The organism is Komagataeibacter diospyri (assembly GCF_043995075.1).
GTDB classification, from domain to species: domain Bacteria; phylum Pseudomonadota; class Alphaproteobacteria; order Acetobacterales; family Acetobacteraceae; genus Komagataeibacter; species Komagataeibacter diospyri.
On sequence record NZ_CP171836.1, the window covers coordinates 1,533,209 to 1,551,530 of the forward strand.

At 62.5% G+C, this 18,322-nt stretch carries 14 protein-coding genes and 1 tRNA gene; 5 read left to right on the forward strand and 10 right to left on the reverse strand.

Going from position 1 to position 18,322, the window contains the following annotated elements:
- Positions 1–10: 10 nt before the first annotated feature.
- From sufB to ACE2AA_RS07290, 3 genes are all read right to left on the reverse strand, one after another.
- The gene (sufB, locus tag ACE2AA_RS07280; RefSeq protein ID WP_141260533.1) at positions 11–1,501 is read right to left on the reverse strand and encodes a Fe-S cluster assembly protein SufB; all 1,491 of its coding nucleotides are present in this window, start codon (positions 1,499–1,501) and stop codon (positions 11–13) included.
- Positions 1,502–1,521: 20 nt separating this feature from the next.
- Complete coding sequence (locus tag ACE2AA_RS07285; RefSeq protein WP_141260534.1) at positions 1,522–1,983, reverse strand: SUF system Fe-S cluster assembly regulator; 462 nt, start codon at positions 1,981–1,983, stop codon at positions 1,522–1,524.
- A gap of 122 nt (positions 1,984–2,105) precedes the next feature.
- Positions 2,106–3,401, reverse strand: a complete 1,296-nt coding sequence (locus ACE2AA_RS07290; RefSeq protein WP_141260535.1) for a DUF445 domain-containing protein — start codon at positions 3,399–3,401, stop codon at positions 2,106–2,108.
- A gap of 153 nt (positions 3,402–3,554) precedes the next feature.
- Here ACE2AA_RS07290 and ACE2AA_RS07295 point away from each other — a divergent pair, with 153 nt between their 5' ends.
- Both ACE2AA_RS07295 and ACE2AA_RS07300 read left to right on the forward strand, forming a co-directional pair.
- The gene (locus ACE2AA_RS07295) at positions 3,555–6,359 is read left to right on the forward strand and encodes a phosphoenolpyruvate carboxylase (protein ID WP_395371928.1); all 2,805 of its coding nucleotides are present in this window, start codon (positions 3,555–3,557) and stop codon (positions 6,357–6,359) included.
- Positions 6,340–7,212 (forward strand): MBL fold metallo-hydrolase, encoded by an 873-nt coding sequence (locus tag ACE2AA_RS07300; protein ID WP_141300515.1) that lies wholly within the window; start codon positions 6,340–6,342, stop codon positions 7,210–7,212. Before ACE2AA_RS07295 ends, ACE2AA_RS07300 begins: the two co-directional genes overlap by 20 nt.
- Before the next feature lie 346 nt (positions 7,213–7,558).
- On the opposite strand, the gene fusA is transcribed toward ACE2AA_RS07300, so the two are convergent.
- The 4 genes from fusA to ACE2AA_RS07320 all read right to left on the reverse strand — a co-directional run bounded on the left by fusA (position 7,559) and on the right by ACE2AA_RS07320 (position 12,553).
- Entirely contained in the window at positions 7,559–9,646 is a 2,088-nt protein-coding gene (gene fusA, locus ACE2AA_RS07305) for an elongation factor G (RefSeq protein WP_141260538.1), read from the reverse strand.
- 217 nt (positions 9,647–9,863) lie between these two features.
- Complete coding sequence (gene rpmB, locus ACE2AA_RS07310; protein WP_010506414.1) at positions 9,864–10,163, reverse strand: 50S ribosomal protein L28; 300 nt, start codon at positions 10,161–10,163, stop codon at positions 9,864–9,866.
- A 182-nt stretch (positions 10,164–10,345) separates the two neighbouring features.
- Positions 10,346–10,612 (reverse strand): hypothetical protein, encoded by a 267-nt coding sequence (locus ACE2AA_RS07315; protein ID WP_010512913.1) that lies wholly within the window; start codon positions 10,610–10,612, stop codon positions 10,346–10,348.
- 99 nt (positions 10,613–10,711) lie between these two features.
- On the reverse strand, positions 10,712–12,553 hold the full coding sequence (locus ACE2AA_RS07320; RefSeq protein WP_141260539.1) for an ABC transporter ATP-binding protein/permease: 1,842 nt from the start codon (positions 12,551–12,553) through the stop codon (positions 10,712–10,714).
- A 112-nt stretch (positions 12,554–12,665) separates the two neighbouring features.
- Between ACE2AA_RS07320 and ACE2AA_RS07325 the strand changes: the two genes are divergently transcribed.
- From ACE2AA_RS07325 to ACE2AA_RS07335, 3 genes are all read left to right on the forward strand, one after another.
- Entirely contained in the window at positions 12,666–13,517 is an 852-nt protein-coding gene (locus ACE2AA_RS07325) for an NUDIX hydrolase family protein (RefSeq protein WP_141260540.1), read from the forward strand.
- Between the two features lie 28 nt (positions 13,518–13,545).
- A complete protein-coding gene (locus ACE2AA_RS07330) occupies positions 13,546–15,627 on the forward strand; it encodes a S9 family peptidase (protein WP_395371931.1) in 2,082 nt (693 codons plus the stop codon).
- A gap of 71 nt (positions 15,628–15,698) precedes the next feature.
- Positions 15,699–16,853, forward strand: a complete 1,155-nt coding sequence (locus ACE2AA_RS07335; protein ID WP_141260542.1) for an AI-2E family transporter — start codon at positions 15,699–15,701, stop codon at positions 16,851–16,853.
- Positions 16,854–16,942: 89 nt separating this feature from the next.
- Here the strand turns inward: ACE2AA_RS07335 and ACE2AA_RS07340 are convergent.
- The 3 genes from ACE2AA_RS07340 to ACE2AA_RS07350 form a co-directional block, all read right to left on the reverse strand.
- Positions 16,943–17,016 (reverse strand) — tRNA-Pro (locus tag ACE2AA_RS07340).
- Between the two features lie 84 nt (positions 17,017–17,100).
- Positions 17,101–17,907 (reverse strand): MerR family transcriptional regulator, encoded by an 807-nt coding sequence (locus ACE2AA_RS07345; RefSeq protein ID WP_395371933.1) that lies wholly within the window; start codon positions 17,905–17,907, stop codon positions 17,101–17,103.
- Complete coding sequence (locus ACE2AA_RS07350) at positions 17,904–18,227, reverse strand: integration host factor subunit alpha (RefSeq protein WP_141260544.1); 324 nt, start codon at positions 18,225–18,227, stop codon at positions 17,904–17,906. The genes ACE2AA_RS07345 and ACE2AA_RS07350 overlap by 4 nt, the downstream gene beginning before the upstream one ends.
- Between the last annotated feature and the right edge of the window lie 95 nt (positions 18,228–18,322).

Consider the following 18,322-nt stretch of genomic DNA (forward strand, 5'->3'; position numbering starts at 1 on the left):
TGAATCCCTGTTAGCCCACGCTGCCTTCTAGGCTGATCTGCAGAAGCTTCTGCGCTTCCACCGCGAATTCCATCGGCAGTTCCTTCAGAACGTCCTTGCAGAACCCGTTCACGATCAGGCCCACCGCGTCTTCTTCCGACAGGCCACGCTGGCGGCAGTAGAACAGCTGGTCTTCCGATATCTTGGATGTCGTCGCCTCATGCTCCACACGCGCGGACATGTTGCGGCTTTCGATATAGGGCACGGTATGCGCCCCGCAACGGTCACCGATCAGCAGGCTGTCGCACTGGGTGAAGTTGCGGCTGCCCGATGCCTTGGGCATCATGCGCACCAGCCCGCGATAGGTACTGTCGGACTGACCCGCGCTGATGGTCTTGGCGATGATGGTCGAACGCGTGTTGCGCCCGATATGGATCATCTTGGTGCCGGTATCGGCCTGCTGGTGATTGTTGGTGACGGCAACGGAATAGAATTCGCCCACCGATCCCTCACCCTGCAGGATGCACGACGGGTATTTCCACGTGATGGCCGACCCGGTTTCCACCTGCGTCCATGAAATCTTCGACCGCGCGCCACGGCATGCGCCACGCTTGGTCACGAAGTTGTAGATGCCACCCTTGCCGTTCTCATCACCAGGATACCAGTTCTGCACGGTGGAATACTTGATCGACGCATCTTCCATCGCCACCAGCTCGACCACGGCGGCATGAAGCTGGTTTTCGTCGCGCATGGGCGCCGTGCACCCTTCGAGGTAGGAGACGGACGCGCCATCTTCCACCACGATCAGGGTGCGTTCGAACTGCCCGGTATTACGCGCATTGATGCGGAAATAGGTGGACAGTTCCATCGGGCAGCGCACGCCTTTGGGCACGAACACGAAGGAGCCGTCGGTAAACACGGCGGCGTTCAGGGCGGCATAGAAATTGTCCGTAACCGGCACGACGCTGCCCAGGTATCTGCGCACCAGTTCGGGATGTTCCTGCACCGCTTCGGAAATGGGGCAGAAGATCACGCCCGCTTCCTGCAACGTCTTGCGGAAAGTAGTGGCGACGGACACGCTGTCGAACACGGCGTCAACCGCGATGGGCGCGCGCGCTTCCTGCCCTTCGGGCACTTCCACGCCAGCCAGCATCGCCTGTTCATGCAGCGGGATACCCAGCTTTTCATAGGTGCGCAGCAGTTCGGGATCGACCTCATCCAGCGACTTGGGACCGGGCTTCCTGCGCGGGGCGGCGTAGTAATGCACATCCTGGTAATCGATGGGCGGATGATTGACCTTGGCCCATGTGGGTTCGCGCATTTCCAGCCACGACCTGTAGGCCTTCAGCCGCCATTCCAGCAGCCATTCCGGCTCCTTCTTGCGACTGGAGATCAGGCGGATCGTGTCCTCGTTCAGGCCCTTGGGGGCGATATCCATTTCGATATCGGTCTCGAACCCCCATTTATAGGTGTTCTGCCCCAGGGTTTCGACCGTCTTGCGGGTTTCGGCTACTGCCGGCATGTGTCTTTCCTCCCCCTGTTTCAGGCCGTGGCTGCGGGCCCGCCGGGCATGGACGGCGGGCGCAGGCCGTCCAGTCTGTCAATGACTGTGTGGTTTTTCATGTCCGCCAGCGTAATGGCGGACAGGGCGTTGCGAATGGCGGCGTTGACCATGTCCCACTGACCGCCCAGGCCACAGGTGGACCGGGCGTCGCAATCCCCGCCATCCACGCATGTCGTCAGCGATATGGGGCCATCAATCGCCTGGATCACGGCCGCGATCGATATTTCCTCCAGCGGACGGGCCAGCCTGTAGCCGCCGCGCGCGCCGCGCTGTGATGTCACGATGCCCTGTGTCGCGAGTATCTTGAGCACCTTGGCCACGGTGGGTTCGGGAATGCCGGTCGAACGCGACAGGACAGGCGAGGTCGTGACCTCGTCCTTCTGTCCCAGCCGGACCAGAGCCACGACGGCATAATCGGTCAGTTTCGACAGTTTCAGCATTCCGCTCTCCCGCCTGTTCCGGTCTCCGCGCATAATTGGACCGAAACAGTACTGTTTCCTGAAGTTTCAGATGGGCTACCAGCCACGCGTCGTCAAGTCCAATCGTTGCATACGGCCCTGCCCTACCCGATCCCGGTTCCGAATATCAGCTGTAATAGCACGGACAGCCCGCACCCGGCCAGAAAGCCGACCAGCGTGCCATTCAGCCGGATATACTGCAGATCCTTGCCTACCCGCAGTTCAAGGCGGTCACTCAGGCTCTCCGCATCCCATCCATTGACGACCGAGTAAATAAACCGCGACATCCGGTCCCGCAGGAACGGCAGGCTGCCCATGATCATGCCACGCGCGCCGTCATTGATCCGCTTGCGCATGGTGGCGTCATGATACATCTGTTCCGCCAGGCGCTGCAGTGCGTCACGCACAATGGAGGACAGCCATCCGGTATCCCCCTTGTCCATGTCTTCTTCGATCAGGCGACGCAGGCGGCGCCATACGTCACTGCTCCAGCCACGCACGCTGTCATGCGTCAGCACGCCCATCACGGCATCCGTGATTTCGCGCCGACGTACCGGGTCCTGCTCGATCCGGTCGATTTCGGCACGGACCCATGTGGTGAACCCCTCACGCAATTCTGAATTCTGCGGGTCGATCCGGTCCAGTTCCTGCCCCGCGGCCAGCAGCACCTTGGTTGCGATCGAACCGCCAATGGCCCAGCCCAGCACGCGGCCGCCCTGTTCGCGCACGCGTTCCTCGATCATCATGCGCAGGGCCGGTTCCTTGGCCTTGATGCCTTCCTTCAGTCGCGACAGCAGAAACGACAGCACTTCCTGGTGGCAGTCCCCTTCCACCATCGCGCGCAGGCTGCGGGTCACGACAGGGGCGATTTCCTCCCCCCCCAGCAGAGTCGGCAGCAGGCGGGCGATGGCGGAACTCGCCCGTCCGTCCTCCAGCCGGTCCAGCACGTGCGGCACGGACCCCAGCACCGCGCGGTTGACCATGGCCGCCGTTTCCGGCTCCTGCAATATGTTGCCGATGATGGACGGCAGGTCGATGCGGTTGAACGCGGCCTCGACTTCATGCTCGGTGAACACGTTTGTTGAAACGAACCGCCCCAGCGCCTGCGCCAGCCGTTCCTTCTGCGCGGGCAGGATGGCGGTATGCGGAATCGGCAGCCCCATGGGCCTGCGGAACAGCGCGGTCACGGCAAACCAGTCAGCCAGTCCCCCCACGACCCCGGCCTTGGTGCCCGATCGCAGGATTTCCAACCACGGACGATCCGCCAGCCAGCCCATCTGCGGCAGGGCGTACCCCGCTACCGTCAGCCCCGCCATGGCCGCCAGCAGGCCGGTCGCAGACCGTTTGTAACGCAGCAGCGTGCGCCGCGCGTCCTGATCCGTTTGTGGAATAGCGTTCATGAAGTCCTTGATACCATTGTCTCCACTCCAGCCCAAGCAACACTCGGTGTAACGCGCCAAATAGGCGTGAATATGCCATGGTGGACATTGCGGGCCGTCGCCGAACATGGGATTTGAAAAAACCATGACGATTTTTCATGACAGGACAACACGATGACCGAAGCCGCCGCGCGGACTGTCTCCGACCTGCTGCAACAGGCGGAGCGACTGATTGCCAGCCATGACGAGACTGCAACCGGCAGCCCGGTCATGGTACTGGCGCGCCAGATCGGCCGCCAGATGGGCAGTGGCGCCCTGTCGATGGAAACGGTGGAGGAAATCGTGCGCCTGCTGCGTGACCGGGCCTTTGCCGGGCGGGCGCACCATATCGCCGCCTATCTGGATGGTCCCGACGACACGGTGGTGGCGACGCGCATGCGTGACGTCGCCCGCCGCATCGTACAGCCGGACCCCGATGACAGTCCCGTACCCATCGCGCGTTTCCGCGCCGCCATCGAACGCAGCCGCTTTGCCGCCGTATTTACCGCCCATCCCACATTCGCGCTGGCCAACCCGGTCTACGAGGCGCTGGCGGACCTCGCCTCCACCAATCCGGCCGAGGCTCCGGCGCATGTCCCGGCCTTCCTGACCCACCGCCGCGTGGGACCGCCCACGCTGGATGAGGAGTTCACGCTGGCGACGCAGGCCATCATGCGCGGGCGCGACGCACTGGACCGGCTGAACGCCATCCTGCTGTCAGAAGCGCGGACCCACTGGCCACAGTTATGGTGCACGCTGGCACCGCGCCCCATCATCATGACCAGCTGGGTCGGCTATGACACCGATGGCCGGACCGATATCGGCTGGTGGGACACGCTGCGCCTGCGGCTGCGCATGAAGCAGATGCAGCTTGCCCGCCTGCATGACCAGATCACCCCCGTAACCAGTTGCGCCAACGACCTGCTGCCGCGCGTCCAGACCGCGCTGGAAACCGTGGCGGCACAGATCGCCGCCTGCCCCACCGGGCCGGAACCTGAAGCGGTATCGCGTTTTGCCGATGCGCTGATTACCCGCAGCACCGACGCGCTGACCAGCACCAACGACCTGAACGCCGCCTTCAGCGAGGCGATCGACGCTGCGACACCCGAAGACAGGATGACGCTGGCGGTAGCACGCGCGGGTTTCATGGCGCATGGCCTGTCGGCGGCGCATACGCATACGCGCCTGAACGCGACACAGTTGCACAACATCGCCCGCCAGCGCCTGGGCATTACCGACAGCCCGGATGTCCCGGCCCAGCGGCGCGCGCTGATCAGCCGCATGAACGATGCGCTGGAAGCAGTCCAGCCGGTCGATATTGATTTCGGATCGCTGCTGATGGAACAGGCCAGCGCGGGGCGGCTGATGATGACGGTGCGCCAGATCCTGCGCCATATCGACCGCACCAGCCCCATTCGCTTCCTGATCGCCGAGACCGAGACCGGCTACACCCTGCTGACCGCGCTGTGGCTGGCGCGGCTGTATGGGGTGGAGGACATGATCGAGATCTCGCCCCTGTTCGAGACGCAGGAAGCGCTGGAAAACGGCGAACAGGTCATCGAGGAAGCCCTGCGCTCCCCCCACTGGCGCGCCTACCTGCAGCGCACGCGCAAGCTCAGCCTGCAGTTCGGCTTTTCCGACTCCGGACGTTACGTGGGGCAGCTGGCCGCGACCTACCTGATCGAACGGCTCCGCATCAAGGTATGCGACCTGCTGCGCAAGTGGGACCTGGCCTGTGTCGAGGTCATTCTGTTCGACACCCATGGCGAAAGCATTGGCCGGGGCGCGCACCCATACAGACTGGCGGACCGCTTCGATTACCTGTCCCCGCCGCATGCGCGCGCCCGCTTTGCACGCGCGGGGATTCAGATGCGTGAGGAAACCGCGTTTCAGGGTGGTGACGGCTATCTTCTGTTCGGTACGCAGGCTCTGGCGGATGCAACCGTCAGCATCATTGCCGAACATGCCTTCGCCACCACCACGCTGGACCGTGACCCGGTATATGATGAACCCGATTTCTCGGCCGATTTCTTCGCCACCATCGCCAATGGCATGACCGGGCTGGTGGAAGATCCCGGCTATGCCGCCCTGCTGGGCGCGTTTGGCCCGTCGCTGATTGACAAGACCGGGTCGCGCCCGTCCGCGCGGCAGAGCGACGCGGCATCGACCGTGACCCGCATCAAGCACCCCAGCCAGTTGCGCGCCATTCCCAACAACGCCATCCTGCAGCAGCTGGCATGGTGCGCGAATACATTGCAGGGACTGGGCACGGCGGCGGCCCGCCACCCAGAAACGTTCGAGAAATACCTGGCGGAAAGCCCCCGGTTCCGCCGCGCCATGGATTTTGCCGCCCACGCGCTGGCCCATTCAGACCACGGCGTGCTGCGCGGCGTCATCCGCCTGCTGGACCCGGATATGTGGCTGGAACGCGCCACGGCGCAGAAAGACCCGGCACGGCAGGAAGCCTGCCTGTCGCTTATGCACGGACTGGAAAACCTGGATTTCTGGGCCAGCACGCAGGCCATGTTCCGGCGCATACAGTCCGATCACCTCGCCCTGCGGCGCGCATGGCCCGACGCCCCGCGCATGCGGCCCGATGAACTGCTGCTGCATGCCATCCGCATCGCGATCATTGAACAGATCTGGCTGCTGTCCACACAGGTACCCTATTTCTCGCCCCGCCATGCGTTTTCGCGCGATGTACTGACGCTGAAGGTATTGTGCCTTGAAATCCCCGGTGTCCTGGCGGAACTGGAACAGATATTCCCCTACCGTTCGGATGGCAGTTTCGATCTTGATTTCCATGAACCGCACGGTCCCCGACAGGAAGGTACCTATCACCGCGAATACACCGAGATTTTCGAACCGATGCAGCGCCTGTTCCAGATGGTGCGCGAAATCAGCACCGGGGTGATGCACCATGTCGGCGCCTTTGGCTAATTCCCCAAAAACATCACGCAACGGGTGGCGGATCAGCGAACCGCCACCGCCCTATGGCGTGGCGTTGCCACAGACCCCTGCCATACGGCGCGTGGTGGCGAACAATCCCGGTCCCATGACCGGCAACGGCACCAATAGCTGGCTGGCGGACCATGATGGGGGCTGCGTGATCATTGACCCCGGCAGCACCGATCCCGCCCATCTTGACGCACTGGTCATGGCTGCGGGCAACCGGCCAGTTACCCATATCATCCTGACCCATACCCATGCGGACCACCTGGCTGGCGCCCGCCCGCTTGGAACACGGCTGGGCATTCCGGTCTGCGGTTTTCATGCCAGTGCAGAACCCGACTTCATCCCCGATATCGGATTGCGCGACGGAGATGAAATCGCGGGGCTGCGGGTGCTGTACACACCGGGCCATGCCAGCGACCATATCTGTCTTGAAACGCCGGATGGCATCATCTTCACCGGCGATCATGTCATGGGCTGGTCCACCACCATGGTGCCCCCTGCCCCGCATGGATCGGTCCAGCAGTTTCTGGACAGCATGGACTACCTGCTGCGACGCGACAGCCACCTGCTGTTGCCCGCGCACGGCCCGGCCATACCGCATGTGAAAGCCTGTATCGAAGGACTGGTCGCCCACCGCCGCGCACGTGAGGACAGCATTCTGGCGCTGCTGCCGCCTGAACCCCGCACGCTGGATGAAATCGTGGACAGCATGTACCACAACCTGCGCCCCGGCCTGCGCCGCGCAGCCCGGCTGAACCTTCATGCCCACCTGGAAAAGCTGGCACATGATGGTCACGTGATTCTGGATGGGGATCAATGGGCGAAGACCATGCCCTGATGGCGTTATCCACCATCGCGTCACGGATTTATTTTACCACGACGGAATATATTTTCATGCGTGTTTGATAACCGGAAGACATCAAGCACCTCAATCCAGCATACCCCTTGCAGCAAGTATGCTTTCAAAGGGTGCCATCATATCATGTGACATACGGCTATTCTGGACAGTTCAGATATTTCATTACAGAAGCAGGCGAAGCTATCCTTTCCCTGCCGTAATCCTGAGTACAGACCACCTGTCTACATGATTTTACCCGGCTGCCATTCAATCGGCCGCCTCATGATACAAAAAAACCGGCCCCTTTCGGGAGCCGGTTTCTTTTGATGCTCTCTTTCGAGAAAGATCAGGCAGACTGCGCCATGATCTCTTCCGCAACGTTGCGGGGCACCGGATCGTAATGATGGAACTGCATCGTGAAGGATGCACGGCCCTTGGTCATCGAACGCAGGTGCGAAATGTAGCCGAACATTTCCTTCAGCGGCACGGCCGCGCGGACCATGACGGTGGAACCAGCGGTTTCCTGGCTCTGGATCATGCCACGGCGACGGTTAAGGTCACCCACCACGTCACCAACATGATCGTTCGGGGTGGTCACTTCCACGTCCATGATCGGCTCAAGAATAACCGGACCGGCCTTCTTCATGCCTTCACGGAAGCAGGCCTTGGCCGCGATTTCGAACGCCAGTGCCGAGGAGTCGACATCATGGTATTTGCCGTCCAGCAGCGTGAACTTGAAGTCCACGGTGGGGAACCCGGCCAGCACGCCGGTCGTGGCCTGCGCCTGGATGCCCTTGTCCACCGCCGGGATGTATTCCTTCGGCACGGTGCCGCCGACGACCTTGTTCTCGAAGGAGATGCCTTCGTTACGCTCAACCGGCGCGAACTCGATCTTCACTTCCGCGAACTGGCCCGAACCACCCGACTGCTTCTTGTGGGTATAGGTTTCGGTATGCGCCTTGGTGATCGTTTCACGATACGCAACCTGCGGCGCGCCGATGTTCGCATCTACGCCATATTCACGACGCAGGCGGTCGATAATGATGTCGAGGTGCAGTTCACCCATGCCCGACAGGATGGTCTGGCCCGTTTCCTGATCGGTCTTCAGGCGCAGGGAGGGATCTTCACCGGACAGCTTCTGCAGCGCCAGCGTCATCTTTTCCACGCCGTCCTTCGTCTTCGGTTCGACGGAGATATCGATGACGGGGATCGGGAAGCTCATGCGTTCCAGCACCACGGGATCGGCCGGATCGGCCAGCGTGTCGCCGGTCTGGCTGTCCTTCAGGCCGACAAAGGCGGCAATGTCGCCTGCGTGGACTTCGGACAGTTCCTCGCGCTTGTCAGCATGCATCTGGTAGATGCGGCCGATACGCTCCTTGTGACCCTTGGTCGTGTTCAGCACGGTATCACCGGTCTTCAGCACGCCACGATAGACGCGCACGAAGGTCAGCGTGCCGTATTTGTCGTTGATGATCTTGAATGCGAGACCAGCAAACTTGCCATCCGGGTCAACCGGGATGATCGGCAGCTTGTTCTCGTCCACTTCCTCGTCTTCCGGCGGGGCGATACGGATGCCTTCCACGTCGTTCGGCGCGGGCAGGAAGTCGATCACGGCGTCGAGCAGCGGCTGGACACCCTTGTTCTTGAAGGCCGTGCCGCACAGGACGGGACGGAAGTCACCAGCGATGGTGCCCTTCTTGATGCAGCGCTTCAGCGTCGCGACGTCCACGTCGCCCTTGTCGAAGTATTCTTCCATCGCCGCGTCATCAACCGACAGCGCGGTGTCCAGAAGGTTCTGGCGCGCTTCGGCGGCCTTTTCCTTCAGGTCGGCGGGAATTTCCTCGTAATGGAACTTCGCACCCAGCTCACCGCCTTCCCAGACGATGGCGCGCATCTCGATCAGATCCACCACGCCAACGAAGTTTTCTTCGGCGCCGATGGGCAGCTGCAGCGGGATCGCGACAATGTCCAGCTTCTCCTTCAGCGTGCTGAAGGCGTAGTAGAAGTCGGCGCCGGTACGGTCCAGCTTGTTGATGAAGATGATGCGGGGCACGTTGTAGCGGTCAGCCAGACGCCAGTTGGTCTCGGACTGCGGCTGCACGCCGGCAACGCCTTCGATGATGAAGATCGCGCCATCAAGCACACGCAGCGAGCGGTTGACTTCGATGTTGAAGTCAATGTGGCCCGGGGTGTCGATGATGTTGATGCGGCGGCCTTCCCACTCACACGTCACGGCAGCCGAGGTGATCGTGATGCCGCGCTCACGCTCCTGCGCCATGTAGTCGGTGGTGGTGTTGCCTTCGTGCACCTCACCGATCTTATGAGACACACCGGTGTAGTACAGGATACGCTCGGTGGTGGTGGTCTTGCCGGCATCGATGTGCGCGGTAATACCGATATTGCGAATCAGGGACAGATCAGACTTGGCGGACACGGGGGAACCTCCACAAGACAACACGGGCGCGAACGGGAACCTTTCCCTTTCGCGCCTGCCGGAACCGTAAGCTGCTTCCGCCCTCAGTCTTTTTCAACATGGACGACGCAGACCGGCACAGCGGAACAATGCACCAGACTTCAGTCAGGCTTCATCTACGACAGACGGGCCGACCGCCACCCCGTCACTGCAGGGTGATGGCCGGCCCGGTCGCATATCAGGCCACAGCGGCCTTTTTTTCCTGAACGCGCAGGATACGGCGCTTCACCGTCATGGCTTCCGGCGTCAGCTTGCGGTTCGGGGTGGACAGCAGGAACGCGTCCAGGCCGCCATTGTGTTCGACCGTGCGGATGCCGTTGGTGGTCATGCGCATGGGAACCGCCGTGCCGAGAATATCGGACAGCAGCGAGGTTTCCTGCAGGTTGGGCAGGAAGCGACGACGGGACTTGTTGTTGGCGTGGCTGACGTTGTTGCCCGTCAGCACGCCCTTGCCTGTGATCTGGCAGCGGCGAGACATTTTATCATCCTCGGATATAGCTGTGGCCGAGGCATAAATGCCCGGCAAGGATCGTCTAGATTAGGCGCGGCTTATCGCCAAACCACCGCCAACAGTCAAGATGCATAAGCATGATTCGGCATTTTTTGTCCGGCATGGGGGACAAAGCGTGGCATTTCGTCCCCACTTTTCCCCCTGAGGGCTCAGCCTGCCTTCTGGTCGTGGTCGGGGTGCAGTTCACCCGCCTGCACGCTGTGCAGCGCGTTTTCCAGCATGGCCTGCATGGTCTCGCGCCCCATGGTGCGCGACAGAAGCCCCAGTGAGCCGCCCAGCAGTGCGGAGGCAATGGCCACCGGCGGCAGGTTTTCACCCAGCATGTATTCGATGGCCTTGTCCACCACCGCGCCGCAATGGCTCAGTTCGGGGGGGATGGCGTCCCCTTCGGGGGGCTGGTTGTTCGTGTCCGTCATGTCACGGCTCCTTCTAGCGTTCTTCCTGATATGTACTTCCTTGCCGCCGCTGACCAGTGCGGGGCGGTCATGCGCGTGCCTCCGTCGCGCATGAGCGGGTCAGACCCCGGCGGCTTCCTCCTCGGCCTGTATCGCCCACATTTCGGCATACAGGCCGCCGCGTTCCAGCAGGGCGCGATGGGTTCCGCGCTCCAGTATCCGCCCCTGCCCCATCACAAGGATTTCATCCACATCAACGATGGTGGACAGGCGGTGGGCGATGATGATGGTCGTGCGGTTGGCGGCCACCGTGTGCAGCGCGGTCTGGATTTCCTGCTCGGTGCGAGTATCCAGCGCGCTTGTCGCCTCATCCAGCAGCAGGACGCGCGGATTCTTCAGGATGGTGCGGGCAATCGCCACGCGCTGCTTTTCACCACCCGACAGCTTCAGCCCGCGTTCACCCACCCGCGTGGCGTAGCCTTCGGGCAGGGTCATGATGAAGTCATGGATGCAGGCCAGCTTCGCCGCATGCTCCACCTCCGCCTGCGTGGCGCCCAGGCGACCATAGGCGATGTTGTAGCCGATCGTGTCGTTGAACAGGATGGTGTCCTGCGGCACGACGCCCACGGCCCCGCGCAGGGCCGCCTGCGCACAGTCACGGATGTCATGCCCGTCGATCAGGATGCGGCCCGATGTCACGTCATAGAAGCGGAACAGCAGGCGGCTGATGGTGGACTTGCCCGCCCCCGTCGGCCCGACAATGGCCACCCGGTGGCCCGCCGGGACATGGAAGCTGACCCCGCGCAGGATCTCGCGGTCGGGACGGTAGCTGAAATGCACGCCCTCGAAACGGATGTCGGCGGCAGGCGCTTCATCCAGCCGCGCGGGCAGGCTGACCGCGTCCGCGGAATCGGTGATATCGGCCTGTTCATCCATCAGGGCGAACATGTGTTCAAGATCCACCAGCGAATTGCGCAGCGAGGAATAGACGCTGCCCAGGAAGTTCAGCGGCAGGTAGAGCTGCATGAGGTAAGTGTTGACCAGCACGAAATGCCCCACCGTCATGCGGCCTGCCTCCACATCCCGCCCGGCCATCAGCATGACGGCGATCAGGGCGGTGGCAATGATCGCGGCCTGCCCGAAATTCAGGCCATTGAGCGAAATCTGGGTGCGGATGGCGGCGGCCTCATAACGCCGCTGGGCGTCCTCGTAGCGTTTGCGTTCGTGTTCCTCGTTGCCGAAATATTTGACCGTTTCATAATTCAGCAGGCTGTCCAGTGCTTTCCAGCTGGCCTCGCTGTTGATGTCGTTCATCTGGCGCCGCAACCCGATCCGCCATGACGTGAACTGGATGGTGAACACCACGTAAGCCGCCACCGCCACCAGCATAACCACCGCGTACCGCCAGTCGAACAGCCGCCAGATCACGATAATGACCATCAGTGCCTCGATCAGGGTCGGCACCACGTTGAACACACCCACACGCAGCAGGGTCTCGATCGCTTCCGTCCCGCGCGCAATGGCACGCGTCACCCCGCCCGACTGGCGGTTGAGGTGAAAGCGCAGTGACAGCTGGTGCATATGCGTGAAGCTGCGCATGGCCGCGATCCGACTGATACGGTAACGCAGCGGGGCGAACAGGGCATCGCGCAGTTCCCCCAGCCCCGCCGCCGCCATGCGCAGCAGGCCGTAACCCACAATCAGCACCAGCGGCATCATGGCCGCATGCCCCGCTACGGGCTGCAGGGCGTCAATCACCCGGCTGTAGGCATAGGGCACGCCAATGGTGGCGACCTTGGCCGCGATCAGCAGGATGCATACCCCCACCACGCGCAGCCGGGTGCGCAGGTCATGGCGGGGCCACAGATAGGGCAGAAGGCCGCGCAGGGTGGCGGCGGCGGAACGTTCCGGCAGGTCCTGCCGGGTCTTGTGGGAAACAGCCATATGCACGGCATGTGGCATACGTTACGGGTTTTGCAACCCATATCTCCCTGTCATTCCGGCGCGCCCGAAGGATTGTCAGCCCCGGGGGCAGCCGGTATGCCAGCCATGGCCCGAAGGACAGGGATGGATCATGTCACGTAACCTCGATGGTTTTTTTCGTCATATCGCCGCCTGCAACACGGCGGTGCTGCCCGGTGGGCGGCTGGAATTCCGGCTGGGCACGCAGCCCGCGGGGTGGGTGCAGCCTGACCTGCTGCCGGTCCTGCTGCGCCATGGCATGACGCATGCGGGGGACAGCGTCACCCTGGATGACCCCGCGCGGCTGGAACAGATAGGCGGGGCCATGGCACGCGAGGGGGTGTACCGCTCCCACCATGAACTGTTTGACGTCTGGACCGACATGGGCCGGCCGCCGGTCGCCCGCATTGACCGGGGCGCGCTGCCGCTGTTTGGCCTGATGGCGGCGGGCGTGCACCTCAATGGCCTGGTGCGACGGCCCGACGGGCTGTATCTGTGGATCGCCCGGCGGTCCATGACCAAACGGCTGGACCCCGGCAAGCTGGACCATCTGGTTGCGGGTGGCATCCCGGCGGGGCACACGGCGGCACAGGCGCTGGTCAAGGAAGCGGCAGAGGAAGCCAGCCTGCCGCCCGAACTGGTGGCCCACGCCCGCCCCACGGCGGACATCCGTTACGCGCTGGATCGCCCGGAGGGGCTGCGCCGCGACGTGCTGCACTGTTTCGAACTGGAACTGCCGATCGATTTCATCCCCACCCCCGCCGATGGGGAGGTGGAGGAATTCCGCCTGATCCCGGTGGAGGAAGCCTATGCGCTGGTCCGTGATACCGATGAGTTCAAGTTCAACGTGAACCTTGTGCTGATCGACCTGTTCCTGCGCACGGGCATGATTGACCCCACCAGTCCCGAAGGCCAGCGCCTGCGCCATGGCCTGACCGGCTGGCACGCCCCGAAAACCGACTGATCCACCGCCCGCGCGCAAGGACCATGCGATGACCCTCCCCCCCGTTCCCCGCAAGATACCCCGCACCATCACGCAGCTTGGCCGCACACGGCAGGACGAATATGCGTGGATGAAGGACGACAACTGGCAGAACGTGCTGCGTGACCCGTCCCTGCTGCGCCCTGACATTGCCGGACACCTGCGGGCGGAAAACGCCTATACGCAATCCGTCCTGTCGGGAACGGAAGCCCTGCAGGAGCAGCTTGTGGCGGAAATGAAGGGACGGATCCAGCCTGACGATACCTATCCCGCCGTGCCCCACGGGCCGTTTTCCTACCAGACCGGTTACGACGCAGGCGCGCAGTACCCTGTCTACAGACGTTATCCCACCGACCGGCCGCAGGCGGAAGAGGTGCTGCTGGATGTCAACGCGGCAGCCCATGGACACGACTATTACGCCGTCGCCACCGCCAGTCACAGCCCCGACCATGCCCTGTTCGCCTATGCCGAGGATACGCAGGGTTCCGAAATCTACCGCATCCACATCCGCAGGCTTGCGGATACGACCGGTACGGCCCTGCCGCCCGTTGACAACTGCAGCGGAGCCTTCGTTTTCTCGCCCGACAGCCAGTTCCTGTTCTGGGTCTGGCGGGACGAACATGGCCGCCCGGCCCGCGTCTACCGCCGCCGTATCGGGGAAGATACGGATACGGTGGTATATGAGGAACCCGATCCCGGTTTCTTCGTGGGCGTGGACGCGACGCGTTCAGGCGGATGGATCATCATCTCCACCGGCAACCACGACACATCCGAATCCTGGCTGATCCCTGGTCATGACCCGCAGGCTGCACCCGTCTGCGCCGCACCCCGTCAACCCGGACTGATGTACGGACTGTACCATCAGGGCCAGCATTTCATCATCCTGACCAATGCCGGCGGCGCATATGATTTCAAGATCATGACCACACCCGACAGCGCGCCGGGACGTGAAAACTGGCATGACCTGATCGGGCATGAACCCGGGCGCTACATTACCGACTGCATGGTCTGGTCGGGCCATATCGCATGGCGCGAACGCCGGGATGCGAACACCCGCATCGTCATCCGTGACCTGCAGGGCCGTACCCATGCGCTGGAACCCGATGAAGCGGCCTATGACCTGACATTCGCGGGCGGTTATGAATACGACACGACCGAACTGCGCTATATCTACCAGTCCCCCACCACGCCACGGCAGTGGCATGCGCAGGACATGACGACGCGTGCCGACCGGGTGCTCAAGCGGCAATCCGTGCCCTCGGGCCACGACCCGGCGCAGTACCGCTGCTGGCGGCTTATGGCGCAGGCCCCGGATGGGGAGCAGGTGCCCATAACCGTGCTGGGCCGCCATGACACGCCCATAGATGGCTCCGCCCCGCTGCTGCTTTACGGTTACGGGTCCTATGGCCATGCCATCGACCCGGTATTTTCCACCCGCGTGCTCAGCCTTGTGGACCGGGGGTGGTTCTATGCCATTGCCCATGTCCGCGGCGGGTCGGAAAAGGGCTGGAACTGGTTCCTTGGCGGTCGGGGGCGCAACAAGCCCAATACCTTCAGCGACTTCATCGCCTGCGCCACCTCCCTGACCGATGCGGGCTTTGGCGCGCCGGGACGGATCGTGGCGGATGGGCGTTCGGCAGGTGGCATGGTGATGGGAGCGATCGCCAACATGCGGCCCGACCTGTTCGCGGGCATTGTGGCGGTGGTACCATTCGTGGATGAACTGAATACCATGTCCGATGACACACTGCCCCTGACCCCACCGGAATGGCCCGAATGGGGCAACCCGCTGGAAGATGCAGATGCCTATGACCTGATCGCAAGCTACGCCGCGTATGAACAGGTGGCCCCGCGCGCCTACCCCGCCATTCTGGCCCTGGGCGGCCTGACCGACCCGCGCGTCACATACTGGGAACCGGCGAAATGGGTCGCGCGCCTGCGCGACCACAACCGATCGGACCGGCCCATCATGCTGCGCACGAATATGGAAGCGGGGCACCGGGGGGCGACGGGACGCTTCGATTCCCTGAAAGAAGCCGCCCTGATTCATGCTTTTGCCCTGTGGGCCGTTGAAACGACGCCCCCGACATAGGATTAATGTCTTTGCTGGAACGATCCCGTTAACACCAGCACCCGTATCGACACAGCCCGTTTTCCAGAGGAATGACCATGACGGATCCCTACAACGCGGATCAGGAGCAGGCAGGTGCCCCCATGCCGGGCCACCGCATGGATCCTGCCTCCACGATGCGCACCTTCCGGTCATTCAGCGAAACCCAGCGTACGCAGCGCATGGCGCGTGCGGGGCTGGCACTGTTTTTTGTCCTGCTGGCGCTGTACACCGTGCGCGGTTTCCTGCCATCTCTGATCTGGGGCTGCATATTCGCGATTGCCTCGTGGCCACTATACGCACGGGCACGCAGGCGGTGGCATTCACGCGCGCATCAGACCCTGCTGCCGGTCCTGTTCACGCTGGCCATTGCCCTGATCTTCCTCGGGCCACTGGCGCTGTTCGGGCTGGAAGCGGGGCGTGAGGCGGAAAGCGTGCTCAGGCTGCTGAATGATGCCCGCCATTCCGGCATTCCCATCCCACCATGGGTCAGCCGCCTGCCCTATGGACAGCAGACGGTTGAAACATGGTGGAACGACCACCTGAAAAATCCCGCCGATGTCTCCGCCCTGCTCGGGTCCATGAATATTGGACAGGGCGTAAAGGTCACGCAGCAGCTTGGATCGCAGGTGCTGCACCGCGTCCTGCTGTTCGCCTTCGCCATACTGACGCTGTTTTTCCTGCTCAAGGATGGGGATGCGGTCATCCGCCAGTCCCTTAACGTATCCCGCCGCGCCTTTGGCAAAAGGGGGGAGCGGATTGCGTTGCAGATCATCGCATCCGTCCATGGGTCGGTATCCGGACTGGTGCTGGTCGGTATTGGCGAGGGCATGCTGATGGGCCTTGCCTATCTGGTCGCAGGCGCGCCCCACCCGTTCCTGTTTGGGGTGATAACGGCCATTGCGGCCATGATCCCTTTCTGCGCCCTGATTGCCATCAGCGCCGTCGCCATACTGCTGGTCATCAATACCGGGGCAGTGCTGACGGCCATTGCCATCATTCTGTTTGGCATTGCCGTGATCCTGCTGGCGGACCATCTGGTACGCCCTGCCCTGATCGGCGGTTCAACCCAGCTACCCTTCCTGTGGGTGCTGACGGGCATTCTGGGCGGGGCGGAAAGCTGGAGCCTGCTGGGGCTGTTTGTCGGGCCGGCCATCATGGCGGTGCTGCACATGCTATGGCTGAACTGGAGCCGCGCGCGTTACTAGCGCGCTTGTGGCAGATACAAAAAAAGCACCCTGTTAGAGGTGCTTTCATCGGGGCATCCGCCCAAAATATTCGATCGCAGACAGGGATATCGGGCAGGCGGGATTCGAACCCACGACCCCCAGTCCCCCAGACTGATGCGCTACCAGGCTGCGCTACTGCCCGCCTGTCTGCGATGCGCAGGATGTAGCAGGCCAATAGGGGGACGGCAAGCCACGATCTGCGCAAAAATGAAAAAAACCGGATAAATCAGACCGGCACCATTTCCCGCAGGGCCTGCAGTTCCACCAGCACGCCACGCAGGCTGTCTCGCAGTACGGTATTTTCCGCCTGCAGGCGCTCAAGCTCGATCATCACGATCTGCTCCAGCGGCATTTCTTCTTCATCCACCACCTCATCTTCGGGCGGTACCATGGCTTCTGGCGCCGTTGCTGCGGTAGTCGGGGCATCGTCCGTGACCGGAGCCTCCGGCCGGGATTCCGGGGATACAGCCGGGGTCGTATCGGTGACCTGTATGGTCTCCTCGATAATCGTGACCTGTTCGATAACCGTGCCGGCCTCGACCGGTTGCGTGTGTTCCGGTGCGGACGTGTCAAACGGTTCGTCAGCCGCAGCCTGCGCATCCGCTACCGGAGGAACCGATGCCACCGTTGCGTCAGGCGCAGCGTGTGCAACAGGAACTTCTACCGCCACGGGCGTGGCTGGCGTGGCTGGCGTGGCTGGCGTGGCTGGCGTGGCCACGATTGCAGGTGACGGGTCCAAGGCAAGGGCAACCTGCCCCATTTCGGCCTGTGCCTGTGCGATTGACAGCTTGCGGACATACAGCAGATCGGCAATCTGCCGCAGCACGGCAATATCCTGCGGGCGGTAGTACCGCCGCCCTACCTGCCCCCGCAATGGCTGCAGTTGCGGAAAGCGGGATTCCCACATGCGCATGACATGCTGTGCCAGACCGAGTTCACGCGCGACTTCATAAATGGGCAGGCTGTCCTCGCCCGGCTGTGTCATGTCGTGCGTGGGGGGCGCGGTACTGGCCAGGTCATGCTGCATGCTCATTCCTCGTCTCCTTCCGGCGGGATTTCACCACCGGACTGTCCATTGACATGGGCACGAAGCAGCTGGCTGGGGCGAAACACCAGCACAGAACGGGGAAGAATCGGAACTTCCACGCCTGTTTTGGGGTTACGGCCCGTACGCTGTCCCTTCTGCCGGACAGAGAATGTGCCAAACCCGCTTATTTTCAGGGTATCGCCGGTCTCAAGTGTCCGTGCCATCCGTTCCAGAATATCTTCCAGAATATCGGCGGATTCATGGCGGGACAGCCCGACCTGATCATATATCTGTTCTGCCAGAGTGGCGCGCGTCACGGTGCTCATGCGTAAACGTTATGCATGCGCGTCATCATCGTCAATTGAATGTATTCAATGAAGGGACGGTTTATTGCGCGCCCATTTCAATGTGGTACCGAAAC

Bases quoted from the DNA above. Each gene is read 5' to 3' on its own strand.
- sufB (WP_141260533.1), bottom strand. From the start codon at position 1,501: ATGCCGGCAGTAGCCGAAACCCGCAAGACGGTCGAAACCCTGGGGCAG.
- ACE2AA_RS07285 (WP_141260534.1), bottom strand. From the start codon at position 1,983: ATGCTGAAACTGTCGAAACTGACCGATTATGCCGTCGTGGCTCTGGTC.
- ACE2AA_RS07290 (WP_141260535.1), bottom strand. From the start codon at position 3,401: ATGAACGCTATTCCACAAACGGATCAGGACGCGCGGCGCACGCTGCTG.
- ACE2AA_RS07295 (WP_395371928.1), top strand. From the start codon at position 3,555: ATGACCGAAGCCGCCGCGCGGACTGTCTCCGACCTGCTGCAACAGGCG.
- ACE2AA_RS07300 (WP_141300515.1), top strand. From the start codon at position 6,340: ATGTCGGCGCCTTTGGCTAATTCCCCAAAAACATCACGCAACGGGTGG.
- rpmB (WP_010506414.1), bottom strand. From the start codon at position 10,163: ATGTCTCGCCGCTGCCAGATCACAGGCAAGGGCGTGCTGACGGGCAAC.
- ACE2AA_RS07315 (WP_010512913.1), bottom strand. From the start codon at position 10,612: ATGACGGACACGAACAACCAGCCCCCCGAAGGGGACGCCATCCCCCCC.
- ACE2AA_RS07320 (WP_141260539.1), bottom strand. From the start codon at position 12,553: ATGCCACATGCCGTGCATATGGCTGTTTCCCACAAGACCCGGCAGGAC.
- ACE2AA_RS07325 (WP_141260540.1), top strand. From the start codon at position 12,666: ATGTCACGTAACCTCGATGGTTTTTTTCGTCATATCGCCGCCTGCAAC.
- ACE2AA_RS07330 (WP_395371931.1), top strand. From the start codon at position 13,546: ATGACCCTCCCCCCCGTTCCCCGCAAGATACCCCGCACCATCACGCAG.
- ACE2AA_RS07335 (WP_141260542.1), top strand. From the start codon at position 15,699: ATGACCATGACGGATCCCTACAACGCGGATCAGGAGCAGGCAGGTGCC.
- ACE2AA_RS07345 (WP_395371933.1), bottom strand. From the start codon at position 17,907: ATGAGCATGCAGCATGACCTGGCCAGTACCGCGCCCCCCACGCACGAC.
- ACE2AA_RS07350 (WP_141260544.1), bottom strand. From the start codon at position 18,227: ATGAGCACCGTGACGCGCGCCACTCTGGCAGAACAGATATATGATCAG.